This is a genomic window from Pseudomonas sp. RIT-562 (assembly GCF_026241895.1).
GTDB classification, from domain to species: domain Bacteria; phylum Pseudomonadota; class Gammaproteobacteria; order Pseudomonadales; family Pseudomonadaceae; genus Aquipseudomonas; species Aquipseudomonas mandelii_F.
This window is the reverse complement of sequence record NZ_JAPJIV010000019.1, coordinates 116,144-141,717: the sequence shown is the minus strand read 5'-3', so window position 1 is coordinate 141,717 and position 25,574 is coordinate 116,144. Positions and strand designations below refer to the sequence as shown.

19 protein-coding genes are annotated in these 25,574 nt (G+C 59.5%); 11 read left to right on the top strand and 8 right to left on the bottom strand.

Annotation, left to right across the window (positions count from 1 at the left end):
- Positions 1 to 627 precede the first annotated feature (627 nt).
- Entirely contained in the window at positions 628 to 2,721 is a 2,094-nt protein-coding gene (locus ORL50_RS21470; RefSeq protein ID WP_266017844.1) for an LTA synthase family protein, read from the top strand.
- Between the two features lie 61 nt (positions 2,722 to 2,782).
- On the opposite strand, the gene ORL50_RS21465 is transcribed toward ORL50_RS21470, so the two are convergent.
- The gene (locus tag ORL50_RS21465) at positions 2,783 to 2,941 is read right to left on the bottom strand and encodes a DUF3309 family protein (protein ID WP_169858239.1); all 159 of its coding nucleotides are present in this window, start codon (positions 2,939 to 2,941) and stop codon (positions 2,783 to 2,785) included.
- 279 nt (positions 2,942 to 3,220) lie between these two features.
- Here ORL50_RS21465 and ORL50_RS21460 point away from each other — a divergent pair, with 279 nt between their 5' ends.
- The 3 genes from ORL50_RS21460 to csrA all read left to right on the top strand — a co-directional run bounded on the left by ORL50_RS21460 (position 3,221) and on the right by csrA (position 4,771).
- Positions 3,221 to 4,036: an SDR family oxidoreductase gene (locus ORL50_RS21460; RefSeq protein ID WP_266017843.1), complete on the top strand. Its 816-nt coding sequence runs from the start codon at positions 3,221 to 3,223 to the stop codon at positions 4,034 to 4,036.
- Between the two features lie 62 nt (positions 4,037 to 4,098).
- Entirely contained in the window at positions 4,099 to 4,431 is a 333-nt protein-coding gene (locus ORL50_RS21455) for a YnfA family protein (RefSeq protein ID WP_266017842.1), read from the top strand.
- 154 nt (positions 4,432 to 4,585) lie between these two features.
- Positions 4,586 to 4,771 (top strand): carbon storage regulator CsrA, encoded by a 186-nt coding sequence (csrA, locus tag ORL50_RS21450; RefSeq protein WP_266017841.1) that lies wholly within the window; start codon positions 4,586 to 4,588, stop codon positions 4,769 to 4,771.
- Positions 4,772 to 4,779: 8 nt separating this feature from the next.
- Here the strand turns inward: csrA and ORL50_RS21445 are convergent, their stop codons facing one another.
- From ORL50_RS21445 to ORL50_RS21430, 4 genes are all read right to left on the bottom strand, one after another.
- Positions 4,780 to 5,007 (bottom strand): YheU family protein, encoded by a 228-nt coding sequence (locus ORL50_RS21445; protein WP_266017839.1) that lies wholly within the window; start codon positions 5,005 to 5,007, stop codon positions 4,780 to 4,782.
- A 171-nt stretch (positions 5,008 to 5,178) separates the two neighbouring features.
- Positions 5,179 to 6,369: an osmoprotectant NAGGN system M42 family peptidase gene (locus ORL50_RS21440; protein WP_266017837.1), complete on the bottom strand. Its 1,191-nt coding sequence runs from the start codon at positions 6,367 to 6,369 to the stop codon at positions 5,179 to 5,181.
- A gap of 159 nt (positions 6,370 to 6,528) precedes the next feature.
- Positions 6,529 to 8,277, bottom strand: a complete 1,749-nt coding sequence (ngg, locus tag ORL50_RS21435) for an N-acetylglutaminylglutamine synthetase (RefSeq protein ID WP_266017836.1) — start codon at positions 8,275 to 8,277, stop codon at positions 6,529 to 6,531.
- A 3-nt stretch (positions 8,278 to 8,280) separates the two neighbouring features.
- On the bottom strand, positions 8,281 to 10,053 hold the full coding sequence (locus ORL50_RS21430) for an N-acetylglutaminylglutamine amidotransferase (protein ID WP_266017835.1): 1,773 nt from the start codon (positions 10,051 to 10,053) through the stop codon (positions 8,281 to 8,283).
- A 368-nt stretch (positions 10,054 to 10,421) separates the two neighbouring features.
- Between ORL50_RS21430 and ORL50_RS21425 the strand changes: the two genes are divergently transcribed.
- Positions 10,422 to 15,176 carry an NEL-type E3 ubiquitin ligase domain-containing protein gene (locus ORL50_RS21425; RefSeq protein WP_266017834.1) on the top strand — a complete coding sequence of 1,585 codons (4,755 nt, stop codon included), beginning with the start codon at positions 10,422 to 10,424 and terminating at the stop codon, positions 15,174 to 15,176.
- A gap of 5 nt (positions 15,177 to 15,181) precedes the next feature.
- Here ORL50_RS21425 and mnmC read toward each other — a convergent pair whose 3' ends face one another.
- Positions 15,182 to 17,164, bottom strand: coding sequence for a bifunctional tRNA (5-methylaminomethyl-2-thiouridine)(34)-methyltransferase MnmC2/FAD-dependent 5-carboxymethylaminomethyl-2-thiouridine(34) oxidoreductase MnmC1 (mnmC, locus tag ORL50_RS21420; RefSeq protein WP_266017833.1), 1,983 nt, complete (start codon positions 17,162 to 17,164; stop codon positions 15,182 to 15,184).
- A gap of 256 nt (positions 17,165 to 17,420) precedes the next feature.
- On the opposite strand from mnmC, the gene pap reads away from it, so the two are divergent.
- Both pap and ORL50_RS21410 read left to right on the top strand, forming a co-directional pair.
- Positions 17,421 to 18,935, top strand: coding sequence for a polyphosphate:AMP phosphotransferase (gene pap, locus ORL50_RS21415; protein WP_266017832.1), 1,515 nt, complete (start codon positions 17,421 to 17,423; stop codon positions 18,933 to 18,935).
- Between the two features lie 102 nt (positions 18,936 to 19,037).
- Entirely contained in the window at positions 19,038 to 20,222 is a 1,185-nt protein-coding gene (locus tag ORL50_RS21410; protein ID WP_266017831.1) for a thiolase family protein, read from the top strand.
- Between the two features lie 120 nt (positions 20,223 to 20,342).
- Here ORL50_RS21410 and ORL50_RS21405 read toward each other — a convergent pair whose 3' ends face one another.
- Complete coding sequence (locus ORL50_RS21405; RefSeq protein WP_266017829.1) at positions 20,343 to 20,537, bottom strand: DUF6316 family protein; 195 nt, start codon at positions 20,535 to 20,537, stop codon at positions 20,343 to 20,345.
- Between the two features lie 197 nt (positions 20,538 to 20,734).
- On the opposite strand from ORL50_RS21405, the gene ORL50_RS21400 reads away from it, so the two are divergent.
- Positions 20,735 to 21,694, top strand: coding sequence for a DMT family transporter (locus ORL50_RS21400; protein ID WP_266017828.1), 960 nt, complete (start codon positions 20,735 to 20,737; stop codon positions 21,692 to 21,694).
- 312 nt (positions 21,695 to 22,006) lie between these two features.
- Here ORL50_RS21400 and ORL50_RS21395 read toward each other — a convergent pair whose 3' ends face one another.
- Positions 22,007 to 23,401 (bottom strand): class II fumarate hydratase, encoded by a 1,395-nt coding sequence (locus tag ORL50_RS21395; protein ID WP_266017827.1) that lies wholly within the window; start codon positions 23,399 to 23,401, stop codon positions 22,007 to 22,009.
- 192 nt (positions 23,402 to 23,593) lie between these two features.
- On the opposite strand from ORL50_RS21395, the gene ORL50_RS21390 reads away from it, so the two are divergent.
- The 3 genes from ORL50_RS21390 to trhO all read left to right on the top strand — a co-directional run bounded on the left by ORL50_RS21390 (position 23,594) and on the right by trhO (position 25,554).
- On the top strand, positions 23,594 to 24,115 hold the full coding sequence (locus ORL50_RS21390) for a DUF2059 domain-containing protein (protein WP_266017826.1): 522 nt from the start codon (positions 23,594 to 23,596) through the stop codon (positions 24,113 to 24,115).
- 12 nt (positions 24,116 to 24,127) lie between these two features.
- Entirely contained in the window at positions 24,128 to 24,427 is a 300-nt protein-coding gene (locus ORL50_RS21385) for a BolA family protein (protein WP_054051883.1), read from the top strand.
- Positions 24,428 to 24,612: 185 nt separating this feature from the next.
- Positions 24,613 to 25,554, top strand: coding sequence for an oxygen-dependent tRNA uridine(34) hydroxylase TrhO (trhO, locus tag ORL50_RS21380; protein ID WP_266017824.1), 942 nt, complete (start codon positions 24,613 to 24,615; stop codon positions 25,552 to 25,554).
- The last annotated feature ends 20 nt before the right edge of the window (positions 25,555 to 25,574 follow it).

The following is a 25,574-nucleotide window of genomic DNA, read 5'->3' as shown; positions in this document are numbered from 1 at the left end:
GCTCGCTCCTACAGGTGGGCGGCACGGCGACAGGACAGGCACGACCAGACGCGCGCAGCGCGCCGGCTTGATGCCCTGGTCGGCCCGAAGGCCGCCACGGCGAGCTTCGGATTGCAGGCGCCCATTAACCACGCTGGCCGAACGCAGGCATTGCGTAGCGGGTAAACCGGCAAGGATGCCGGTTTAGCCGCGCTGGGGCAGGGACGCCCCATCGCGGCGACCCGCGGAGTAATGCCGGAGTGAGGGCACACCGAGCCTAGGCGAGGTGCCGAGTGGTGGGGCAGAAAGCGCTTGGTTACTTGGCGCTTCTCCAAGTAACCCGCCGTAAGGGCGGAACCAATAGAAGCCGTAACCGCAGCAATGGATATGCACCCAAGACAAAATCAAAAGGTCGCAGCCCCCGCCAAACCTATTTTTTGTATCCGAATATTCGCTGCACAAAATTTTCACAACCCGTCCAAGACAATCCCGCCCGCGCCAATCCCAAACAGTAATCAATGGCAATGCTGCGGGTGATCGTGCAACATTTGCGCACCGCGCAAGCCCCGGGGTCAGGAATCGACCAACAGAGGGCTAAGCGCCGCTGTATTTTTTGCAACTTCAACTTCCAATGGGTCCTAAAACGACATGGCAAACCCGGACGCCCTGAAACAGCAGCGAGCTTCAAGTCGCCTGCTGCAACCAACCGTCAAATCGCACCTGGCCTACACCTTGCTGTGCGCCCTGGTCATGATGGTCATGTTCAGCCTGCTGCGCCTCGCGCTGCTGGTCTACAACAGCGAAATGATCCTTGATACACCGGCCTCGACCTTCGTCGAAGCATTCGTCAACGGTCTGCGTTTCGACTTGCGCCTGGTGGTCTACCTCAGCATTCCGCTGGTACTGGCACTGTTCAGCGTGCGCGCCATGGCGGCACGGGGGTTCTTTCGCCTGTGGCTGACGGTGGCGTCGAGCATCGCGCTGTTCCTCGGCCTTATGGAAATGGACTTCTACCGCGAATTCCACCAGCGCCTCAACGGCCTGGTCTTCCAGTACGTGAAGGAAGACCCGAAAACCGTCATGAGCATGCTCTGGTACGGCTTTCCGGTGGTTCGCTACTTGTTGGCATGGGTCGGCGGCACAGTGATCCTCGCGCTGGCGTTCAAGGGCGCCGATCGCGCCACTCGTCCGCGCGGTCCGTTCAGCGGCGGCACCATCAGCACTCGCCAGGTCGCTCCGTGGTATGCACGCATTGCGGTGTTCGTGGTTTGCCTGCTGATCTGCGTGGTTGCGGCTCGTGGCACCTTGCGCCAAGGCCCGCCGCTGCGTTGGGGTGATGTCTACACCACCGACTCCAATTTCGCCAACCAGCTGGGCCTGAACGGCACGCTGTCGCTGGTTGCTGCCGCCAAGAGTCGCATGTCCGAAGATCGTGACAACATCTGGAAGGCCACTTTGCCGCAGCCAGAAGCCCAGCAAATCGTGCGTAACCTGCTGGTGATGGCCGACGACAAGCTGGTAGACCCGGACACTGCAGCGGTGCGTCGTGATTACACGCCGCCGGCTGACAAGACCCTGCCGATCAAGAACGTCGTCGTGATCCTGATGGAAAGCATGGCCGGTCACTCGGTGGGCGCTCTGGGCGCTTCGGGCAACATCACGCCATATCTCGACAAGCTGTCGAAGGAAGGCCTGCTGTTCGACCGTTTCTTCTCCAACGGCACCCACACCCATCAAGGCATGTTCGCCACCATGGCGTGCTTCCCGAACCTGCCAGGTTTCGAATACTTGATGCAGACTCCGGAAGGCAGCCACAAGCTGTCCGGCCTGCCGCAACTGCTCAGCGCCCGTGATTACGACGATGTGTACGTTTATAACGGCGACTTTGCCTGGGATAACCAGTCGGGCTTCTTCAGCAGCCAGGGCATGACCAACTTCATTGGTCGCAATGACTTCGTCAATCCGGTGTTCTCCGATCCGACCTGGGGCGTGTCCGACCAGGATATGTTCGACCGCGGCCTGGTCGAGCTCAAGGCCCGGGAAAACGGCAAGCCGTTCTATGCGCTGCTGCAGACCTTGTCGAACCACACGCCATACGCCTTGCCGTCGCCATTGCCGGTCGAGCGCGTGACTGATCGCGGCAGCCTGAACGAGCATTTGACGGCCATGCGCTACGCCGACTGGGCCCTGGGTCAGTTCTTCGAGAAGGCTCGCAAGGAGCCATACTTCAAGGACACCCTGTTCGTCATCGTGGGTGACCACGGCTTTGGCAACGAACGCCAGATCACTGAAATGGACCTGGGCCGCTTCAACGTGCCGATGCTGCTGATCGCTCCGGGCATCCAGGAGAAATTCGGTGAGCGTAACCACACCGTGGGCACCCAGATCGATATCGTACCGACCATCATGGGCCGCATCGGTGGCGAAGTGCGCCATCAGTGCTGGGGCCGCGATCTGCTGAACCTGCCCGAAGGCGACAGCGGTTTTGGTGTGATCAAGCCATCGGGCAGCGAGCAGACCACTGCGATCATCACCGCTGATGAAGTGCTGGTTCTGCCCAAGGAAAAAGAAATGGCGCCTAAGGTGTACCAGTACCAGTTGGGCGCTACACCGAAGGCCGAGGTCATCCCGGATGCACCGCGTACGGCCGAGCTCAAGCAGAAACTTGAAGCCTTCCTGCAGACGGCGACCAAGAGCTTGATCGATAACACCGCCGGTGTGGTTGACGGCAAGCCGGACTAAAACTTCAGGCAATAAAAAAGAGGCCCTTTTCAGGGCCTCTTTTTTTGTACCTGTTAAAGCTTTATATCTTGCCAAGCAAGAGCAGGATCAACAGCACCACCAGCACTACACCGATGATACCCGACGGGCCATAACCCCAACTTCTGGAGTGTGGGAAGACCGGCAAACCGCCTACCAGAAGAAGGATCAGAATAACGATTAGAATTGTGCCCATGTCTATTTCCTTGTTGAAAGTGTTCCGGAATGACCTAGCTAAAACTATCAGCAGGAATGTAATTAAATCCTAGCTGCTTAAACGATCCGACTGCGGCCATCACAGGAAAATTCCAAGTTTTTTAATGTTTTTTCGAAGAAAGCCTTATTTCTTTTTTATTGGCTTAGTTGATCCGCCCGCGCCCAGGGTTTGAGCAGCCTATTCAGCAATCTGATGCAGCGTGGCTCGGCCCAGGTCCTTCGCTACACTCGGCAGATCTTTCCCGGAACAACAAGGCTGTTTGCTATGCAAAATCGCATGATGATCACTGGCGCAGGCTCGGGCCTGGGTCGCGAAATCGCGCTTCGCTGGGCGCGCGAAGGCTGGCAATTGGCTTTGTCGGATGTCAGTGACCCGGGCCTGCAGGAAACCCTGAAGCTGGTGCGCGAGGCCGGTGGCGATGGGTTCATCCAGCGCTGTGATGTTCGCGACTACAGTCAGCTGACGGCGTTTGCCCAGGCTTGCGAAGAGAAGCTTGGCGGCATCGACATCATCGTCAACAACGCCGGCGTGGCCTCCGGCGGATTCTTCAGCGAGCTGTCCCTGGAGGACTGGGATTGGCAGATTGCGATCAACCTGATGGGTGTGGTCAAGGGCTGCAAGGCGTTCCTGCCGCTGCTGGAAAAGAGCAAGGGCAAGATCATCAACATCGCCTCCATGGCCGCGCTGATGCAGGGGCCGGCCATGAGCAACTACAACGTGGCCAAGGCTGGCGTGGTGGCGTTGTCCGAAAGCCTGCTGATCGAACTGGCGCAGCAGGAAGTCGGAGTGCATGTGGTGTGCCCATCGTTCTTCCAGACCAACTTGCTGGATTCCTTCCGTGGCCCGACACCCGCGATGAAGGCGCAGGTAGGTAAGCTGCTCGAAAGCTCTCCGATCACCGCTGCCGATATTGCCGATTACATCTATCAACAGGTCGCTGCGGGTGAATTCATGATTCTGCCCCATGAGCAAGGCCGCATGGCCTGGGCGATCAAGCAAAAAAATCCGCAACTGCTGTACAACGAAATGACGGTCATGGCCGATAAGATGCGCGCCAAAGCCAAACAAACCGCAGGCTAAGCTTGTCGGAATCTCCGCCCCTCGCTAGGGTGGCCGCCATCGGCCATTCTCGCGAGACCCTTATGCTCAACTACCTGTGGTTCTTCCTCGCCGCCCTGTTTGAAATTGCCGGATGCTTCGCGTTCTGGATGTGGTTGCGCCAGGGCAAGAGCGCCCTGTGGGTCGTGCCCGCACTGCTTAGCTTGACCCTGTTCGCACTGTTGCTGACCCGAGTGGAAGCGACCTATGCCGGCCGCGCCTACGCTGCCTACGGCGGCATCTATATCGTGGCGTCCATTGGCTGGTTGGCGGTGGTGGAGCGAATACGGCCGCTGAGCTCGGACTGGATTGGGGTGGCCCTGTGTGTCATTGGCGCGACGGTGATTCTTTTCGGTCCGCGCCTATCGGCTTCCTGAAGGAAAAGTCTTACATTCTGCGTTTTTGTCGGATTCGTCCTACGGTGTGTTTCCCTCAAGCTTGTAGGGCAAAACTGATTTGCCTACAGCGCATTGATGGGCCGCGACCTGCCGGGCATCTTCAAGGTCCTGTAACCCAGTAGGACCTAACCCCATGCTAGTTCTCAGCCGAGTAGCCCCCGAGTTGATCTCGATTGGCGACACCATTTCCGTACGAATCCTGGCCGTCAGTGGCGACAGTGTGCGCATCGGAGTCGAAGCGCCACGCAACGTTACCGTTCATCGCAGCGAGATCTACGAGCGCATCCAGAACGAAAAGAAACCCAGGAAGCGCCGGTAAAGGACATCTCACTCGAACAGATGCTTGGGCACATCATGCTTGAGCATTAGTTGGCATTGTTCGCTTTCGGGATCGAACACGATCAGCGCCTGGCCCTTGGTCAAGGCCTGACGAACGCGCAAGACCCGGGTTTCCAGCGGAGTGTCGTCGCCATTGTCCGTACCGTCGCGGGTTACGAAGTCTTCGATCAGGCGGGTGAGAGTGTCGACTTCAAGTTGGTCGTAGGGAATCAGCATGGGCACCTCGGTTTAACAATGGCGCGATGCTACGGCGATTGGATGACTGCGGCTACCCTCGACTACTGTGGCGATATCGCCACCGCCATCGCGAGCAGGCTCACTCCCACATTTGACCGCGTACTCACGGGACGGCTCGTAGCCTGTGGGAGTGAATGCGACCGAGCAGGCCTAGCTGTCGTTACGTTGCCCCACTAGGCTATCTACCGATGGCACCCGTGTATCACTTTCCATCTGGGTGTCATGTTCGATCTGGTGACTGAACCGGTCCAGCGAACCCTTCGCCGGCTGCGCATCGCTGGCGAATACCGGCGGGCTGAGGATGTAGGCGCCAAGCAGGCGACTCAGGGCGGCCAGGCTGTCGATATGGGTCCGCTCGTAGCCATGGGTAGCATCGCAGCCGAAGGCGAGGAGGGCGGTACGGATGTCATGCCCGGCGGTCACGGCCGAATGCGCATCGCTGAAGTAATAGCGGAACAGGTCGCGACGCACCGGCAACTCGTTGTCGCTGGCCAGGCGCAGCAAGTGGCGGGACAGGTGATAGTCATACGGCCCGCCGGAGTCCTGCATGGCGACGCTCACGGCATGTTCGCTGGAATGCTGGCCAGGGGCGACTGGGGCGATGTCGATGCCAACAAACTCACTGACGTCCCAGGGCAAAGCCGCTGCTGCGCCACTGCCGGTTTCCTCGGTGATGGTAAACAGCGGGTGACAATCAATCATCAGCTCTTCGCCGCTGTCGATGATTGCCTTCATGGCCGCGAGCAGGGCAGCCACACCGGCCTTGTCGTCCAGGTGACGCGCGCTGATGTGACCGCTTTCGGTGAACTCCGGCAGAGGATCGAAGGCCACGAAATCGCCGACGCTGATGCCCAGCGAATCACAGTCCGCACGGGTGGCGCAGTAGGCATCGAGGCGCAGCTCGACGTGATCCCAGCTGATCGGCATCTCGTCCACGGCAGTGTTGAAGGCGTGTCCGGAAGCCATCAACGGCAATACGCTGCCGCGAATCACGCCGTTGTCGGTAAACAGGCTGACCCGGCTGCCCTCGGCAAAGCGGCTGGACCAGCAGCCAACCGGTGCCAGGGTCAGGCGTCCATTGTCCTTGATCGCACGGACCGCCGCGCCGATGGTGTCCAGGTGCGCCGAGACTGCGCGGTCGGGGCTGTTTTTCTTGCCTTTGAGGGTGGCACGGATGGTGCCGCGCCGGGTCATTTCGAAGGGAATGCCCAGCTCTTCAAGGCGTTCTGCGACATAACGCACGATAGTGTCGGTGAAGCCTGTAGGGCTGGGAATGGCGAGCATTTCCAGCAGGACTTTTTGCAGGTAGTTGAGATCGGGTTCCGGAATTTTACTGGTCATGGAAACTCCTGATGAGTTGAGCGCATCGATGGTTTCGATGAGTCTGGAAAATGTGTGTCTGTGAGACTGTCATCGCGAGCAGGCTCACTCCTCAAATTCGGCCGCGAACTCTTGTAGGAGTGAGCCTGCTCGCGATGGGGTCGGTGGATCACTTAATCATTACGAAACAGCCGGCTGACTATGCGGAAACAGCAAATCCACAAAGCGTTCTGCAGTCGGTTGCGGTTCATGATTGGCCAGCCCGGCGCGTTCATTGGCTTCGATAAACACGTACTCCTGCTGATCCGCCGCCGGCACCAGCAGGTCGAGCCCGACCATAGGGATGTCCAGCGCCCGGGCGGCCCGCACAGCCGCATCGACCAGGGTCGGATGCAGGATGCCGGTGACATCCTCAAGAATGCCCCCGGTATGCAGGTTCGCCGTGCGCCGCACGAACAGATGCTCACCTGCCGGCAAAATGCTCTCGTAGTCGTAACCGGCAGCGGCAAGGGTGCGCTCGGTTTCGTGGTCCAGGGGGATTTTGCTTTCACCTCCAGTGGCAGCCTGACGACGGCGACTTTGCGCCTCGATCAGTGCGCCGACGCTGTGCTGACCATCGCCTACGACTTCAGCCGGTCGGCGAATAGCGGCAGCGACCACCTCAAAACCGATCACCAGAATTCGCAGGTCCAGGCCTTCATGGAAACTTTCCAGCAGGATCCGCGTATCAAACTGGCGGGCTGACTCGATGGCTTGCTGAACCTCTTCGATCGTCTGCAAATCCACCGCTACGCCGCGCCCCTGTTCGCCGTCCAGCGGCTTGACCACCACGCGCTCGTGTTCGTCGAGAAATGCCAGGTTGTCATCGGCATTGCCCGCCAGTTGCTGGGATGGCAGTTTCAGCCCGGCCGCTTTGAGTACTTTGTGCGTCAGGCTCTTGTCCTGACACAGGCTCATGCTGATGGCGCTGGTCAGGTCGCTCAGGGACTCGCGGCAACGCACCCGACGCCCGCCATGACTGAGGGTGAACATCCCGGCCTCGGCGTCATCGACCTGCACATCAATACCCCGCCGATGGGCTTCCTCGACGATGATCCGCGCATAAGGGTTGAAATTGGCTTCCGGGCCCGGTCCGAGGAACAGCGGCTGATTGATGCCGTTCTTGCGTTTGATGGCGAAGGTCGAGAGGTTGCGAAAACCCAACTTGGCGTAGAGGTTCTTGGCCTGGCGATTATCATGCAGCACCGACAGGTCCAGGTAACTCAAGCCGCGACTCATGAAGTGTTCGACCAGGTGGCGAACCAGCACTTCACCAACCCCTGGCCGTGAACACTGCGGGTCGACCGCCAGGCACCACAGGCTGCTGCCGTTTTCCGGATCGTTGTAGGCCTTGTGATGATTGAGCCCCATCACACTGCCGATCACCGCGCCGCTATCCTCATCCTCGGCCAGCCAGTACACCGGGCCACCGAGATGACGCGGAGTCAGCAGGGTGGCATCGATGGGCAACATGCCGCGGGCCTGGTACAGCGTATTGATCGCCTGCCAGTCCGCCTCACTCTGTGCGCGACGAATGCGGAAGCCGCGAAACACTCGGGTGGACGGGCGATAGTCAGTGAACCACAGGCGCAACGTGTCCGAAGGGTCGAGGAACAGTTGCGCCGGTTCCAGCCCCAACACTTGCTGGGGCGCGGCAACGTAGAGCGCGATGTCCCGCTCGCCGGGTTTTTCGTTGAGCAGTTCCCGGGCGAGGCTGGCAGGGTCGGCGAAGGTGTGGCCGATCAGCAATCGACCCCACCCGCAATGCAGCGCAATCGGTGCCGCGCTCGGTTCACTGCCATCTTCAGCCAGGCGCGCCTGCAAGCGTTCGTAAGTAGGTGCCTGACCGCGCAACAAGCGTTGGCTGTAAGCCGTGGCGTGGGGTTTCATCGATCAGATTCCTTGTTCGCTGAGCCACAGGTTCAGGGCTGCCAGTTGCCACAACTTGGAACCGCGCAGTGGCGTCAACTGGCCTTGTGGGTCCGTCAGCAGGCGGTCAAGCATGGCCGGATTGAACAGGCCGCGATCCTGGCTTGGGTCTAGCAGCAGTTCACGCACCCAGTTGAGCGTATCGCCCTGCAAGTGCTTGAGGCCGGGGACCGGGAAGTAGCCTTTCTTGCGGTCGATCACTTCACTTGGAATGACCAGGCGCGCCGCTTCCTTGAGCACCTGCTTGCCACCATCGGGCAGCTTGAATTTGCCGGGTACCCGCGCCGACAATTCCACCAGGCGATAGTCCAGGAACGGGGTGCGAGCCTCCAGGCCCCAAGCCATGGTCATGTTGTCGACGCGTTTGACCGGGTCGTCCACCAGCATTACGGTGCTGTCCAGGCGCAAGGCCTTGTCCACGGCAGCATCGGCGCCCGGCATGGCGAAATGTTCCTTCACGAAGTCGCCGGCGGCGTCATTCGCTGTCAGCCATTTCGGCTGCACGGTCGCTGCGTAGTCTTCGTAGCTGCGGTCGAAAAACGCTTCGCGGTACGCCGCGTATGGATCGGCCGCGCCGTCCACTTGCGGATACCAGTGGTAACCGGCGAACAACTCATCCGCGCCCTGGCCGCTTTGAACCACCTTGCAGTGTTTGGCCACTTCGCGCGACAGCAGGTAGAACGCAATGCAGTCATGGCTGACCATCGGCTCACTCATGGCGCGGAATGCCGCCGGCAGTTGCTCGATAATTTCTTTTTCGTCAATGCGCAACTGATGGTGTTGGGTGCCGTAGTGCTTGGCAATCAGGTCCGAGTACTGGAACTCGTCTCCGCGTTCGCCGCCCGCATCCTGAAAGCCGATGGAAAAGGTCGACAGGTTTTCCACCCCGACTTCGCGCAACAGGCCCACAAGCATGCTCGAATCGACTCCGCCGGAGAGCAATACGCCGACGTCGACCGCTGCACGTTGGCGAATCGCGACTGCTTCTCGGGTACTGTCCAGCACGCGGTCGCGCCAGTCTTCCAGCGTCAGGTTCAGTTCATCGGCACGGGGCCCGTAGGGCAGGGTCCACCAGGTTTTCTGCTCGGTGCGGCCATCGGCTTCGACGCGCATCCAGGTAGCCGGCGGCAGTTTCTCGATGCCGGCCAGCAAGGTGCGCGGAGCGGGTACCACCGCGTGGAAATTCAAGTAGTGATTGAGCGCCACCGGATCGAGGATCGGGTTGATGTCGCCGCCCTTGAGCAGTGCCGGTAGAGCTGACGCGAAGCGCAGCCGCTGGCCGGTGCGCGACAGGTACAGCGGTTTTACCCCGAGACGGTCACGGGCGATGAACAGGCGCTTGGCGTCGCGCTCCCAGATAGCAAACGCAAACATGCCGTTGAGCTTGGGCAGCAGTGCTTCGCCCCAGGCGTGATAGCCCTTGAGCAGCACTTCGGTGTCACCGCCGGAATAGAAGGCGTAGCCCAGGCTTTCAAGCTCGGTACGCAGTTCCGGGAAGTTGTAAATCGCGCCATTGAATGCCAGGGACAGACCCAGCTGGTTGTCGATCATCGGCTGCGCCGAGCCATCCGACAGGTCCATGATTTTCAGGCGGCGATGGCCCAGGGCAATCGGCCCTTGGCTGTGGAAACCCCACGCGTCGGGTCCGCGAGGTGCCAGGTGATGGGTGATTCGTTCAACGGCTGCAAGGTCCGCAGGTTGATTGTCAAAGCGTAACTCGCCAGCTAATCCGCACATAAAGTCCTTACCGGTTTTTCCGTTGGGGAGGTTCAATCGATACCCGGCCAAAAATAGCGGGCACTCAGAAACTGACCCGTGCAGATCATGGGAGTTTTAGATCGATAAGTAATAAGGGTGCATGGTTGTGCGAAACGCACCAAGGCAAAAACACGCATTGCGACGGTGGTAATTAATTATGTGATGCATGAGAAATGCTGCGCATAGGCGCTGCTGTTCGATCAGCTTTTCGAGTTTTTAATAGCCTAAGGCGCTTCATAAACTGGGGGACTGTCAACGCAATAAGGAAATTGCCCATGCCCACTGAAACTGATGAATCCACTTCTGCGGTTGCGCCGATGACATCCGCCGAACGCCTGGAGGCGTTAGTGGAACACACCGCCGATCTGGACAAGGCTCAAGTACTGCAAACGGCCATACCGCAATGGTTGGCGAGCGCAGACCTGACGATAGTGCAGGCGCTGAAGTCGTCGTTCCAGCAGTCATTCGATACGCAAGCGCGGGTCAAGACGGCCCTGGAAAAGCTCACGTCGCTGGATGGCTTTTGCAAAGCGCAACTGACCACTTTCCTCAAAGGCAAGTGGACGCTCGATTTCGACGTCGAGCGTGACACGCTGTCGATCACTACAACGCGATATACCTCAACGGGAACTCTCCCGGTCTTTGGCGCGCAGGATACCGTTACGACCACCTCATGCAGCCTGCTGCAGGCCGCCATGGAAAACTTCACTCAAGCGCAGGCGACACCCGGTGGTCCGTTAAAGGACGCCAAGTTACTGATCAATGCCAAAGCTTCAACAGACAATGAAGTCACCGCGGAAAAATTCGCGGCACTGTGTCGTGAGCTCGACCTGGGGGCTCGCTACCAGCAACACATCACTACGGCCCTGGCGCTGCCGGCCAGACCTGCCCCGGCTACACCTGCCGATGATCGCCCCTCCACCTTGGATATCCGCCGCTTGAAGGTGCTGGATATGCAAGTGGCCCTTCACATCGCCCGGCTAAAAAAAGACATCAGCCCGGCGGTCTACACCCTGCTGTCGAGCGTGATTGAACAAGATGTCCCTGCGGCTCAAACGAAAGATGCGCGGTTCGATGGCGGGCCGGTGCTCTGGCAGGGATTGACCATCCATGACACTTGCATCTGCGGCGTACTGGTATTCACCAAGGTTTCCATCGATACCGACACTAAGGCCAAGTGCGTGGTGTACATGCCGAACGAACCGCGACGGCCGCTCTTTGAATACGCCTCGCTGGATGAGTTCAAGGTTTACCTCACGCTTAAACTGCAGAGTAAAAGTTACCGAAAATTTTTCGTCGAGCAGTACCTGCACGGTCACGATAAAGCCGACTTCTTAAAGAAATTTGATAAGGGCAGGACGCTGGGCGCGCTCACTGCGACTCCTGCGGATACCTGCGTCGCGGACTTTTTCTACAGCAGCTTCGTTAGCAAAACCCAGCTCGACGCGCAAATTCTTGCGGTGCCCACAGCAGAGGTCGACGAGCAACAACGGGAAAAAACCATTCAAATGCTGCTCGACGGCGGTCTTGTGCTGCTGAACGCGGCCGCTCTGTTCGTGCCCGTGATTGGCAACCTGATGTTGCTGACGGCCGTGGGCGATATCGTCATCGAGGTGTACGAAGGGGTAGTGGACTGGACACATGATGAGCGCAAGTCGGCCTTGTCACATGTGCTGAATATCGTTGAGAACCTCGCGCAAATGGCGGCATTTGCTGCGGGGGGCAAGGTCATCTCGACAGCATTCAAAAGAGGAATAAAGGAGCAGGCGAAGTTCTTCGACGGCTTCGAGGCCATAACTCGCGCCGATGGCAAAACCAGATTGTGGAAGCCCGACCTCGAATCATATAAGCAGACCGCGACCCTGCCAGCGAATGTGCAGCCTGACTCTTCGGGGCTGTACCACCATGGAGGCCGGACTTCGCTCGTCATGGATGGGGCGCGATACGAAGTTATCCGAAACGCTGACGGCTCGTCATGGAATATTAACCATCCCGTACACAAGGACGCCTTCCAGCCAGCGGTCGAGAAAAATGTGGAAGGTGGATGGCGCCATGTTTATGAGCACGCGCACGAGTGGCGCGACGGTGCCTACGCGTTGGGGCGCACAAGTCGGCGCCTGCCTGCATTGGAAAGCGACGTGCAGGCCATCGCCGACATCTGCGCAGTTACGCCGGACGACTTGCACTACCTGCATGAAAGCAACCTCGCGTTGCCGCAGCGACTGAACGACTGCATCGAGCGGTTTAACATTGATCAGCGCATTACCCGACTGATCGCCGCAATGGAGCAGGGCGAGACGGCGAACCCGGCCTTTGCCCAGGAGCAACTGCATACGCTGCCCAGATTGGCGGGCTGGCCGGCTGACCGCTTTATTGAAGTATGGGACGCTGATGACCTGGTCGAGTCCCGCTTTCCAGAAACCGCTCCGGAAGATGATGACGCCAACAGCGTGCATGTGACATCAGCCGAGAAAGATGCCGGCAGCCTGCTCGATACAGTTATCGAAGGTCTCTATCCCGAAGAAGTCGAAGCCATGATCGGCAGCTCGACCACTGAGTCGCAAGCGTCGTTACTGGCAAAGAAGATCGCGGCACACCTCAGCAGCGATCGGCGAGCGCTGCATGAATGGCTTTACAAGCGGTATGACGGCAAGGCCTCCGGTGACGTTGCGACCCTGGGCGAGCACGCCGCAGGCCTTCCCACCCGCGTGAGCCAGGAAGTGCTGGAGCAGGCCTCAGCCAGGGATCGCAGCTTTTTGCGTGACCGCAAAATGCCAGGGGTGGATCTGGATCGACAGCTCGGTGCGGCTCGCGCCGGAGTAAAAATGGACCGGGCCCTCATGGGGCTGTATCGCCCGCAACTTGCCACTGCCGACACCGACAAACTGGCGCTGGGGCTGATGGACCGTGTGCAAGGTTGGGACGATGGCTATCGACTGGAAGTACGCGAGGGCACCACGACCGGTACCCTGCTCGATTCCGTGGGCGAAACCGACGCCCTGTCGCGGGGCGTGATCGTCAAGACCAGCACGGGATATCAAGTCACCCAAATGACCGGCGACGTTTCTTCGACCCTGACCCGCGCCACGCTGGTTGAGGCGATCCTGGATAGATTGCCTGCCAGTCAACGCACGCGCATGGGGTTCACGGGTACCGCTGCCGCAGATGTCGCGACCCTTCGATCACGGTTGGTGCGAGCTGCTTCTGGCGATCCTCAGCATAGCGGCCAGGTGCTGCGAGGTGAGCGTAGCGAGATACCCAAACACCTCGCTGCGTGTGTCCAGGCAGATACCCCGGTAGCGAATGTTTACCCACGAAGCCTGATCCGTAAAGTCAGAAAGCTCTATCCGCTGTTCACTGAAACACAGGTTTCGGCGTTTCTCGACGAGGCCGGCACTACCCACATGCAGCGGGTAAACAAAATCAAGGAATTGGCCCAGCAACTGCGCCAACTGCGCAAGGTGTTGCACGCCTGGCGCGACGACGAAGCGCAGATGAAAAAGCTGACAGGCAAACTCGAGGATTTTCGCGTGAGCCGGCGTCAGGTAGCCAATGCCATCGAAAACTGCTGGCGCCGGGTCTCGCATCCATTTTGGCCGCGCAACCAGCCGGTCACAACGCTGACGCTGGCGAGCAATCCGACCGGCCCGTTGCCGGCCCTGACAGAAGCCGATGTCGCGCATGTGCGCAACCTGGCCATCAACGACATGCAGGCCGGTGATGAGCTGGCGTATTTTCTTCGGCCGTTCAAAGGGCTGGAGAGTCTGGAGCTGCAGCGCAATCAACTCACTCGATTGCCGGAAGTGATCTCCCACATGCCCAACCTCGAACAACTGCGGCTGGATGGCAATCAGATAAGTCTGACCGAACATACCTTGCGTAAGCTGGCCGACCTGCGCAATTTGCGCACGCTGGGCCTCGGCGGCAATCGCCTGGGCGCCACGATTGACGTCAGCAAGATGTTTGATCTGCAGACTTTGTTTCTGAGCGATACCCACACCACAGAACTGCCGGTCGGGCTTTCGCGCCTGCCGTATTTGGACTTCGTCGACTTGCGAACCAACAAGATACTCGAGTTACCAGACTGGCTGTTTCAAATGCCTCCACGATTTGCGCAAGCCATCAACCTCAGGGGCAACCCGGTCTCTGCTGCCAGTCTCGAGAAGCTGAGAGCCTACCGTGATAATTTGGGCATCGGAATGGGCCTGCTGGACAATTCTACTGCGGTGCTCAATGAGGTGAGGGCTCGGGACTTGTGGATGCCCAAACGTGTCGAACAGTCTTATGTCGAGCGTAACCGCGCATGGCTGGCGTTGAAAAACGAACCCAAATCGGCAGAATTCTTCGAGTTGCTGGCAGAGGTCGGGGGCACTGCAGATAGCCGCTTCGTGCATGAGGACATGACCCGCAGGGTGTGGGAGGTCATCGAGGCAACCCGCAGCGACAAGGCGTTGTGCGAGCAATTGCTGGCGATGGCGGTCAGGGCCAATTGCGCTGATTCGGCGGCCACTATCTTCAGTAACCTTGAGGTGGCCGTGGATATTCACACGGTGGTCCGCCAGTCCGCTAATGCCCATGATCGTGCCGCCCGATTGTTGGATCTTGGGCGGCGCCTGTTCCGCCTGGAAAAACTCGCGACAATTGCCCGTGAGTATTCCCGTGCCAATCCCAAGCTCGACCCGGTGGAAGTGGAACTGGCTTACCGCACCGGCCTGGCTGACAGGCTCGAACTCGTCGGCCAACCGCTGCACATGCGTTACGCGGATCTGGGTGGTGTAAAGCCGGCAGACTTGGATACCGCCTACAGCAAAGTCATTACTGCGGAACTGTCCCCCGAACTGTCGACGTTCATCAGCGGTCGCACGTTCTGGAGCGACTTTCTAAGAGAGCATCACAGCCAGGAGTTCAGCGATCTCACCGCACCTTTCCATACCCGCATGGAGGCCATCATCGCCAAGGAGACGACATTTGGTGCGCAGTACCGAACCCGGGTCGACGCCATCGCAGACGAACTGAATACAGCTGAGACCGGCTTGTTAAAGCGCTTGACCCAGGCGGCGATGGAGGCGGACGAAGCGAAAACCTGCTTTGCCCTGGATTGACTGCTTCAAGCCTTTCCCCGAATCAACCGCCGCAAGGCAAATCGGTTTGGATGGCACGCCTCGGCCACGGCCCTGGGCAACGGCAGGGGTTCGTTGTCCAGCCAGGCTGCCAGCAGCTCGGCTGACAACGGCGCGGTGATCAAGCCCCGGGAACCGTGACCGCTGTTGATGTACACACCCTCCAGCCATGGGCAAGGAATGTCCGGCGTCTGCCGCGCATCCTTGCCCAGCACGCTGTAGGCGTCGGTGAAAGCCTGGGCGGCGGCCAGCGGGCCGACTATCGGCAGATAATCCGGGCTGGTACAGCGGAACGCAGCGCGGCCTTCCAGTGCCTCCGGTTGCAAATTGCCTGCACCCAGGCGGGTGACCAGATCGTTGGATATTTCCTCGAGCATCTGCAAGTTGCCGACATGTTCGGCCGCCGTCGGAGTCAGGTCGTCGTTGGTGAAATCGAAGCTGGCGCCCAGGGTGTGTTCTCCCAGGCGTGCCGGTGCAACGTAGCCTTCGGCGCATACCACCGTGCTCAGGCTTTGGCTGTCTACCGTCTGGGGCAGGCGCGTGATCTGGCCTCGAATCCGCTTGAGCGGCAAGTCGCTGCTGAAGTCGAAACGTTTAATCTCGGCAGCGCCGGCCAGCACCACCACTGGCGCTTCGGCCAGCAACCTGTCGCCGTCCCACGCTTGCCATTGCCCATGGACACGGCGCAGTTGCATCGCCTCGTGATGGGGCAGGACTTCGATATTCGGATGAGCGGCCTGCCAGGCGCACAGGGCTGGCGGATGCACCCAACCACCCTCGGGATAAAACAGGCCGCCTGATGGCAGCGCGATGCCCGCGCGAACCTCGGCGTATTCGCGATCCACTACGTGCAGCAGGTCGGCGGGAAAGGCGGCCGCCAGTTGTGCCTGGCGGTCGGCTTCCTTGGCGTTGAACGCCAGTTGCAGAACCCCACAATTGTCCCAGTCGGCGCCCCGTTGCAGATGTTCGAGCACACGCCGGGTGTAACCAAAACCACTGACAATCAGCTGTGACAATGCCGTGCCATGGGCCGAAAGCTTGAGATACAACACGCCCTGGGGATTGCCCGACGCTTCCTGCGCCAGCGCAGCGTGACGCTCCAGCAGGCTGACGCGCCAACCGCGTGCCGCCAGGCTGCCAGCCGTCGCACAGCCGGCCAGCCCCGCACCGATTACCAGGGCATGGCGCTCGCCAGCCAGTGGCTGCGGACGCGCGAACCACGGTTTGGGCTGAGGCGGCGGGGCTGCATCTGGCGGCCAGCCGACAAACACTCCACGCAGTATTTCCCATTTATGACCAATGCCGGGAGTGCGCTTCATCTTGAAACCCGCCGCATTCAGCAAGCGGCGCACCCAACCGGTACTGGTAAAGGTACTGATGGTGGAGCCGGGCGCCGCCAGGCGGGCCAGTTCGGCAAACAGTTCGGCGGTCCACATGTCGGGGTTTTTTGCCGGAGCGAAGCCATCGAGAAACCAGGCATCAATTTGCGCGTCCAGTTGCGGCAATTGTTCGAGTGCATCGCCGATCAGCAGCGTCAGGGTGACGCGGCCGTTGTCCAGGACCAGGCGCTGGAAGCCTTGATGGATGGCCACGTATTGCGCCAGCAGTTGATCGGCGAACAACTTGAGCTCAGGCCACAGCGCCAACGCGCGCTGCAGGTCTGGCAGGCTCAGCGGATATTTCTCGACGCTGACAAAATGCAGTCGCGCGCCAGGCACTGCCTGTTGCTCGAACAACTGCCAGGCACAGAGGAAGTTCAGGCCGGTGCCGAATCCAGTTTCGCCAATCACCAGCCGCTGACCGGCCTGCAGCGCGGCAAATCGCTCGCTCAGAGCATTTTGCTCAAGGAACACGTAACGGGTTTCATCGAGCCCCGACAGATCGGAAAAATATACGTCGTCGAACACCCGCGAACGTGGGAGTCCCTGGTCGTCCCAGTCGAGCTGGGCGTGGGGTAATACGGATTTCATGGCAGGCTCGGCATCGTCAAGGACGCCATTCTAGCCGATGCAACCTTGTAGCAGCTGCCGAAGGCTGCGTTCGAGCGCGGAGCGGTCGCCAAACCATTCAATGTATTTTTCAGGTGCCACGGGACTTCAGGATTAACGACCGCTACGCGCTCGAACGCAGCCTTCGGCAGCTGCTACAGGAGTACGACAGAGGGATTTCTAGCACGCAGGGGAGGTCAATCCGCTAGTCTTGCTCAATCCGGGAAGGGAGCCATCCATGTTCGAATCTGCTGAAATCGGTCATTTCATCGATAAAGAAACCTACGAGGCCGAAGTGCCCGCGTTGCGCGAGGCGTTGCTTGAAGCTCAGTTCGAACTCCAGCAGCAGCAACGCTTTCCGGTCATCGTCCTGATCAACGGCATCGAAGGCGCCGGCAAGGGCGAGACGGTCAAGTTGCTCAACGAGTGGATGGACCCGCGCCTGATCGAAGTGCGCACCTTTGATCAGCAGACCGACGAAGAGCTGGCCCGCCCACCGGCCTGGCGCTACTGGCGGATGCTACCGGCCAAGGGCCGCATGGGGATTTTCTTCGGCAACTGGTACAGCCAGATGCTCCAGGATCGAGTCCATGGCGTGATCAAGAATCCGCGGCTCGACCAAAGCATCAACGCCGCCGAACGCCTGGAACAGATGTTGTGCGACGAAGGCGCGCTGATCTTCAAGTTCTGGTTCCACCTGTCCAAGAAGCAGATGAAGGCGCGCCTCAAGGCGCTGGCGGACGATCCCTTGCACAGCTGGCGCATCAGTCCGCTGGACTGGCAGCAATCCCAGACCTACGACAAATTCGTCAAATACGGCGAGCGCATCATGCGCCGTACAAGCCGCGACTATGCGCCCTGGCACGTGATCGAAGGCGTTGACCCGCACTACCGCAGCCTGGCGGTGGGGCGAATTCTGCTCGCCGGCTTGCAAGGCGCGCTCAAGCGCTCATCGCTGCACCCGGAGAAAGTCAACGCCGCACCGCTGCCCACCAGCGTCGACCAGTTGAACCTGCTCGACAGCCTGGACTTGACCCTGCGCCTCGACAAGGACGATTACGAAGAACAGCTGATCACCGAACAGGCGCGATTCTCCGGCCTGATGCGCGACAAACGCATGCGTCGCCACGCGCTGGTCACGGTCTTTGAAGGCAATGACGCCGCAGGCAAGGGCGGGGCGATTCGCCGGGTGGCGGCGGCCCTGGATCCGCGGCAGTACAGCATCGTGCCGATTGCCGCGCCGACCGAAGAGGAACGGGCTCAGCCCTATCTGTGGCGGTTCTGGCGGCACATCCCGGCCAAGGGCAAGTTCACCGTGTTCGATCGCTCCTGGTACGGGCGGGTGCTGGTGGAGCGAATAGAGGGCTTCTGCCCCCCGGCGGACTGGTTGCGCGCCTACAGCGAGATCAATGACTTCGAGGAACAGATCGTCGATTCCGGGGTGATTGTGGTCAAGTTCTGGCTGGCCATCGACAAGCAGACTCAACTGGAGCGTTTCCAGGCTCGGGAGGCGATTCCCTTCAAGCGCTTCAAGATCACCGAGGACGATTGGCGCAACCGCGAAAAGTGGGATGCCTATCGCGCTGCGGTGGGTGACATGGTGGATCGCACCAGCACCGATATTTCGCTGTGGACCCTGGTGGAAGCCAATGACAAGCGCTGGGCGCGGGTCAAAGTGCTGCGCACGATCAACAGCGCGCTGGAGGAAGCGTTTGAAAAATCCGACCGCAAAGCCAAGAAAAGCAAGAAGTGAACCGATAGTTGCGCATATGCGAGGTGAATGATTGTCGCGGCCGGTTGTGGGGTGGATCTATGCTCAGTCCACTCTCAACCGACAACAACAATGAGGTATGCCATGCGTGAAGTGGTGATCGTCGACAGCGTACGGACCGGCCTGGCCAAATCCTTTCGCGGCAAATTCAACCAGACCCGACCTGACGATATGGCGGCGCATTGCGTCAACGCATTGTTGGCGCGCACGGGCATCGACCCGGCCAGCGTCGAGGATTGCATCGTCGGCGCCGGTTCCAACGAAGGCGCCCAGGGTTACAACATCGGCCGTAACGTGGCGGTGTTGTCGCGCCTGGGCATCGGCACCGCCGGCATGACCCTCAACCGTTTCTGTTCGTCGGGGTTGCAAGCGATTGCCATCGCCGCCAACCAGATCGCTTCGGGCTGCAGCGACATCATCGTTGCGGGCGGCGTCGAGTCGATCAGCCTGACCATGAAAAGCGTCAATACTGACAACCTGATCAACCCATTGCTCAAGGAGCAGGTGCCGGGTATCTACTTTCCCATGGGCCAGACCGCCGAGATCGTTGCGCGGCGCTATAACGTCAGCCGCGAAGAACAGGATCGCTATGCGCTGCAAAGCCAGCAGCGTACGGCGCAGGCCCAGGCCGCTGGATTGTTCGACGATGAAATCGTGCCGATGGCGGTGAAATACCGAGTCGAGGACAAGAACAGCGGTGAGGTGCAAATCCTCGACGGCATCGTCGATCGCGACGACTGCAATCGCCCCGACACCACCCTGGAAAGCCTGGCAGGTTTGAAGCCGGTGTTTGCCGAAGACGGTTCGGTGACTGCCGGCAACTCCTCGCAGTTGTCTGACGGTGCTTCCATGACCCTGGTAATGAGCTTGGAGAAAGCCCTGGAGCTGGGGTTGAAGCCCATGGCGTTCTTCCGCGGCTTCACCGTGGCGGGTTGCGAACCTGATGAAATGGGCATTGGCCCGGTGTTCTCGGTGCCGAAATTGCTCAAGGCCAAAGGGTTGCAGGTAGCCGATATCGATCTGTGGGAACTCAACGAAGCGTTTGCTTCGCAGTGCCTCTACAGCCGTAACCGTCTGGAAATCGATAACGCCAGGTACAACGTCAACGGCGGCTCGATTTCCATCGGGCACCCGTTCGGTATGACCGGATCGCGGCAGGTCGGGCATCTGGTGCGTGAGTTGCAGCGGCGCAAACTGCGTTATGGCGTGGTGACAATGTGCGTTGGCGGGGGCATGGGAGCTACCGGGTTGTTTGAAGCGGTGCGCTAATGACCGGCATTTTTGTGCAGATTGTGAAATAGCGTTCGCGAGCAAGCCCGCTCCCACAAAATGATCTACTCATCAAAAAACTGTGGGAGCGGGCTTGCTCGCGAATGGTCGCACCTCGGTCTAGCGCCGGGCACTCATCCTCTGCATCCGCTCGATATAAGCCTGAATCTCGCGAGCTGCTACTTCAGGATTTTCAAACGGCCCCTCCAGGGTGTTTTCCCGAGTACTGAAATAAAGCTCGCCGTTTACTCGACACAACCGGTCACTGCGAAAATGCGTAGCGGGGGCGTTGTCCTGGGCGCGCATGCCGTACATGAGGTTCTCCTGAAAGTGCAGTCCGATGGGTGGATCCAATCAGCTTATGTCTGAACCCGTTCGCGCGCTCAATCAACCGATCGACGGCATGCGACCTGCACAGTTGCATGCGCGGCAAACTGGCAACTGTGCCTGTGTACCTGCAGTACATGCGCCTAGAATGACCGTTCTAGCCGTCTGGCCTTGTTGAGGTACGCATGCACATTTCATCCGGTCGCTGGGTCTACGGCCTGTTCCTGGCCTTGTTGACCGCGCTGTTGTGGGGAATCCTGCCGATCAAGCTCAAACAAGTCCTGCTGGTCATGGACCCGGTAACGGTGACCTGGTTTCGCCTGATGGTGTCCGGCAGTTGCCTGTTCATTTACCTGGCGGCGACCAGGCGCCTGCCCAGTCGCAAAGTGCTCGGCCCGCGCGGTGGCTGGCTGGTGCTGATGGCCGTGCTGGGGCTGGTGGGCAACTATGTGCTGTACCTGATGGGCCTGAACCTGCTTAGCCCCGGCACGGCGCAACTGGTGGTGCAGATGGGCCCGATCATGTTGCTGATTGCCAGCCTGTTTGTGTTCAAGGAGCGTTTCAGCGTAGGGCAGGGGGTTGGGCTGCTGGTGCTGCTGATTGGCTTCGGACTGTTTTTCAACCAGCGCCTGACTGAGTTGCTCACTTCCCTGAGCGATTACACCGCTGGGGTGCTGCTGGTGTTGCTGGCGTCCACGGTCTGGACCTTCTATGCGTTGGGCCAGAAGCAATTACTGACGGTATGGAATTCGCTGCAGGTCATGATGGTGATCTACCTGTTTTGCGGCTTGTTGCTGACACCCTGGGTGCATCCCCTGGAAGTGCTGCAACTGAGCCCGCTGCAGGGCTGGTTGCTGTTGGCGTGCTGCATGAACACATTGATCGCTTATGGCGCGTTTGCCGAGGCGCTGGCCCATTGGGAGGCTTCGCGGGTGAGTGCGACGCTGGCGATCACGCCCTTGGTGACCTTTGCGGCAGTGGCGATGGCGGCCTGGCTGTGGCCTGAGTATGTGCATGCCGAAACCATCAATGGCCTGGGGTATGGCGGGGCAGTGCTGGTGGTCTTGGGCTCGGCGCTGGTGGCGTTGGGGCCTTCGTTGATTGCCGGGCTGCGGGCGCGCAGGGCGCGGTTGGCGGCCAGTTAGACCGTGTAATCGTTCATCGCGGGCAAGCCTTGCTCCCACAGATTCAGTGTGTTGACACAGGTCCTGTGTGTAAGCACAGAAGGTTCAGTGTGGAGACACAGGACCTGTGTGTAAGCACAGAAGGGTCGGTGTGTATACACAGGACCTATGTGTGGACACAGGACCTATTGTGTAGACACAGGACCTATGTGTAGACACAGGACCTATTGTGTAGACACAGGACCTATGTGTAGACACAGGACCTATGTGTGAGCACTGAACCTGTGGGAGCAAGGCTTGCCCGCGATGACTGGCCACCAGACGCTACATCATTTAACCCTTGGCTCCAGCCTCCAACATATTCTCCGGCCGCACCCAGGCATCGAACTCGGCATCTGTCAGATAGCCCAGCTGCAAAGCCGCCTCACGCAACGTCAGCCCTTCGCCGTAGGCTTTCTTGGCGATCTCCGCCGACTTGTCATAGCCAATATGCGGGTTCAACGCCGTCACCAGCATCAAGCCACGCTCCAGATGCTCAGCCATTTTCTGCGCATCCGGTTCCAGCCCGGCAATGCAATGCTGCTGAAAGTTGCTGCAGCCATCGGCCAGCAGGCGGATCGATTGCAGCAGGTTGTGGATGATCACCGGCTTGAACACGTTCAGTTGCAGATGCCCCTGGCTTGCCGCAAAACCGATGGCGACGTCATTGCCCATGACCTGGCAAGCCAGCATCGACAAGGCCTCGCATTGGGTCGGATTGACCTTGCCCGGCATGATCGAGCTGCCTGGCTCGTTGGCTGGCAATTTCACTTCGGCAAAACCGGCGCGTGGTCCCGACCCCAGAAGGCGCAGGTCGTTGGCGATTTTCATCAGGGTCACGGCAAGGGTCTTCAACGCGCCAGACAAGGTGGTCAAAGGCTCATGCCCGGCCAGCGCGGCAAATTTGTTGGGCGCGGTGACAAATGGCAGGCCGGAGAGAGCCGCCAGTTCGGCCGCGATCGCTTCGCCGAAGCCGTGCGGCGAATTTAATCCGGTGCCCACCGCAGTGCCGCCCTGGGCCAGTTCATAGACGGCGGGCAATGCGCTGCGGATCGCTCGTTCGGCGTAGTCCAGCTGCGCGATGAATGCCGACAGTTCCTGGCCAAAGGTGATCGGTGTGGCGTCCATCATGTGCGTCCGGCCAGTCTTCACCAGTTTCATATGGCGGGCGGACAGCTCGGCCAGGCCACCGGACAGTTCGTTGATCGCCGGCAGCAAATGCTGTTGCACAGCCTGGGCCGCCGCAATATGCATGGCAGTGGGGAAGCAGTCGTTGGAGCTCTGGGAGCGGTTGACATGATCGTTGGGGTGTACTGGCGACTTGCCGCCGCGCGGTCTGCCGGCCAATTCATTGGCGCGACCGGCGATCACCTCATTGACGTTCATGTTGCTCTGGGTGCCGCTGCCGGTCTGCCAGACCACCAGAGGGAATTGATCATCGTGGCTGCCGTCGAGCACTTCGTCGGCCGCCTGTTCGATCAGCCGGGCAATGTCGGCCGGCACGTCGCCGTTACGGTCATTGACCCGCGCCGCAGCTTTCTTGATCAAGGCCAGCGCATGCAGCACCGCCAGTGGCATGCGTTCGTTGCCAATGGCGAAATTGACCAGCGAGCGTTGCGTCTGAGCGCCCCAGTAGGCCTCATCCGGGACTTCAACCTGGCCGAGGCTGTCGGTTTCGATACGGCTCATTCTGCACACTCCTGTAGGTCTGTTAGCGCAGTTTAGGCCGTGATCGTCTATGGTGGTTCCATCGGTGTCGAATTTGCCTCCCTGCCCCCTCTAAATAAGGCCCCACAAGGCTTGGGGTTGAGTGACAGAGTTTTTTAGGCGCAGAATGGACGCCCTTGGGGTTTTACCTCGCCTGCTAGAAAAGGAAACTCGATGACTCGTCTTCGTGCCATCTGTACCGCGGTTGCACTGGTTTGCGCCAGCGGCCCTGTTTTTGCCGATACCGCCAGCCACAACGCAAGTGCCGAGGCTTTCCTGACCCTGGCGCACGCTGACAAACTGGGCACTCCGGTGTACATGCAAGTGCAGCAAATGTTCGCTCAGCGCTTTCAACAAACCAAAGCCCCTGAGTCGAAGAAAGCCCTGCTGGAAACGTACCAGGCCAAGGCTAACGCAGCGCTGGACCAAGCCATTGGCTGGAACAAGCTGAAGCCGGACATGGTCAAGCTCTATACCACCAACTTCAGCGAATCCGAGCTCAAGGACCTGGTCGCTTTCTACCAGTCGCCACTGGGCAAGAAAGTCCTGGAAAAAATGCCTCAGCTGACCCAGCAATCGGCCCAGATGACTCAGGCCAAGCTCGAAAGCGCGGTGCCTGTGGTCAACAAGCTGCTGGCTGACATGACTGCGGAGCTCGAGCCTAAAGGCGCTGCTCCGGCCAAGAAAAAGCCTTAAGCGGAGCCAGGTATGACCATGCAACAACGCATTGAATCGACGCTGGGCCTGTTACAACCCGAGCATCTGCAGGTGCTGGATGAGAGCCACATGCACAGTCGTGGGTTACAGACTCACTTCAAGGCCGTGGTTGTCAGTCAGCAGTTCGAGGGGCTCAACCGCGTCAAGCGTCACCAGAAAGTCTACGGCACGCTTGGCGAGCTGATGGGCGAGTTTCATGCGTTGGCGCTGCATACCTACACGCCTGAGGAATGGGCACAGATGGACGCGGCCCCGGCCTCGCCGACCTGTGCTGGCGGTAGCAAGCACTAAAATCAGCACTTGTAGGAGCCCGGCTTGCCGGCGATAGCGTCCTCAAGATCGCCATCGCGGGCGAGCCTTGCTCCTACAGAAACCACATTTTTTTTGCTAGAATCCGCAACGCGCCGCTAACCCGGCGCGTTTTTTTTTGAATCCGGTTCACCCCTTACGAGGGTAGCCACCTGGAGAAGCACCTGATGACGCAACAGATTGTTGTGGCGGCACTGTACAAGTTCGTCACCCTGGAAGATTACGTCGCCCTGCGCGAGCCCCTGCTGCAGGCAATGGCCGACAACGGCATCAAAGGCACGCTGCTGATCGCCGAAGAAGGCATCAATGGCACCGTGTCCGGCAGCCGCGAAGGCATCGACGGGCTGATGGCCTGGCTCAAGAACGACCCGCGCATGGACGATATCGATCACAAGGAGTCGTACTGCGACGAGCAGCCGTTCAACCGCACCAAGGTCAAGCTCAAGAAAGAAATCGTCACCCTCGGCGTCGAAGGCGTGGACCCGAACAAAAAAGTCGGGACTTACGTCGATCCAGAGAACTGGAACGCCCTGATCAGCGACCCTGAAGTGCTGTTGATCGACACCCGCAACGACTACGAAGTCGCCATCGGCACCTTCGAAGGCGCCATTGATCCGAAGACCACCAGCTTTCGCGAGTTCCCCGACTACATCAAGGAACACTTCGACCCGGCGGTGCACAAGAAGGTCGCGATGTTCTGCACCGGCGGCATTCGTTGCGAAAAGGCTTCGAGCTACATGCTCAGCCAGGGCTTCGATGAGGTCTATCACCTCAAGGGTGGCATCCTCAAGTACCTCGAAGAAGTACCGCAGGAAGAGACCAAATGGCAGGGCGACTGTTTTGTTTTCGACAACCGGGTCACGGTGCGCCACGACCTGAGCGAAGGCGACTACGATCAATGTCATGCCTGCCGTACCCCGGTCAGCGTGCAAGACCGCGCATCCGAGCACTACGTGCCAGGCATCAGTTGCCCGCATTGCTGGGATAAGCTGAGCGAGAAAACTCGCCGTAGCGCCATCGATCGGCAGAAGCAGATCGAACTGGCGAAGGCACGCAACATGCCGCACCCGATCGGCTACAACTACAAGCAAACTCCTACCGAGGCTTGATCCCATGTCTGCGCGCCGCC

Excerpts from the sequence above, each read along its gene's own strand:
- ORL50_RS21390 (WP_266017826.1), top strand. The coding sequence starts at position 23,594 with ATGACTCGTCTTCGTGCCATCTGTACCGCGGTTGCACTGGTTTGCGCC.
- ngg (WP_266017836.1), bottom strand. The coding sequence starts at position 8,277 with ATGAAACCCCACGCCACGGCTTACAGCCAACGCTTGTTGCGCGGTCAG.
- ORL50_RS21395 (WP_266017827.1), bottom strand. The coding sequence starts at position 23,401 with ATGAGCCGTATCGAAACCGACAGCCTCGGCCAGGTTGAAGTCCCGGAT.
- csrA (WP_266017841.1), top strand. The coding sequence starts at position 4,586 with ATGCTAGTTCTCAGCCGAGTAGCCCCCGAGTTGATCTCGATTGGCGAC.
- mnmC (WP_266017833.1), bottom strand. The coding sequence starts at position 17,164 with ATGAAATCCGTATTACCCCACGCCCAGCTCGACTGGGACGACCAGGGA.
- ORL50_RS21455 (WP_266017842.1), top strand. The coding sequence starts at position 4,099 with ATGCTCAACTACCTGTGGTTCTTCCTCGCCGCCCTGTTTGAAATTGCC.
- ORL50_RS21405 (WP_266017829.1), bottom strand. The coding sequence starts at position 20,537 with ATGTACGGCATGCGCGCCCAGGACAACGCCCCCGCTACGCATTTTCGC.
- ORL50_RS21410 (WP_266017831.1), top strand. The coding sequence starts at position 19,038 with ATGCGTGAAGTGGTGATCGTCGACAGCGTACGGACCGGCCTGGCCAAA.
- ORL50_RS21470 (WP_266017844.1), top strand. The coding sequence starts at position 628 with ATGGCAAACCCGGACGCCCTGAAACAGCAGCGAGCTTCAAGTCGCCTG.
- trhO (WP_266017824.1), top strand. The coding sequence starts at position 24,613 with ATGACGCAACAGATTGTTGTGGCGGCACTGTACAAGTTCGTCACCCTG.
- ORL50_RS21400 (WP_266017828.1), top strand. The coding sequence starts at position 20,735 with ATGCACATTTCATCCGGTCGCTGGGTCTACGGCCTGTTCCTGGCCTTG.
- ORL50_RS21460 (WP_266017843.1), top strand. The coding sequence starts at position 3,221 with ATGCAAAATCGCATGATGATCACTGGCGCAGGCTCGGGCCTGGGTCGC.
- pap (WP_266017832.1), top strand. The coding sequence starts at position 17,421 with ATGTTCGAATCTGCTGAAATCGGTCATTTCATCGATAAAGAAACCTAC.
- ORL50_RS21385 (WP_054051883.1), top strand. The coding sequence starts at position 24,128 with ATGACCATGCAACAACGCATTGAATCGACGCTGGGCCTGTTACAACCC.
- ORL50_RS21440 (WP_266017837.1), bottom strand. The coding sequence starts at position 6,369 with ATGACCAGTAAAATTCCGGAACCCGATCTCAACTACCTGCAAAAAGTC.
- ORL50_RS21430 (WP_266017835.1), bottom strand. The coding sequence starts at position 10,053 with ATGTGCGGATTAGCTGGCGAGTTACGCTTTGACAATCAACCTGCGGAC.
- ORL50_RS21445 (WP_266017839.1), bottom strand. The coding sequence starts at position 5,007 with ATGCTGATTCCCTACGACCAACTTGAAGTCGACACTCTCACCCGCCTG.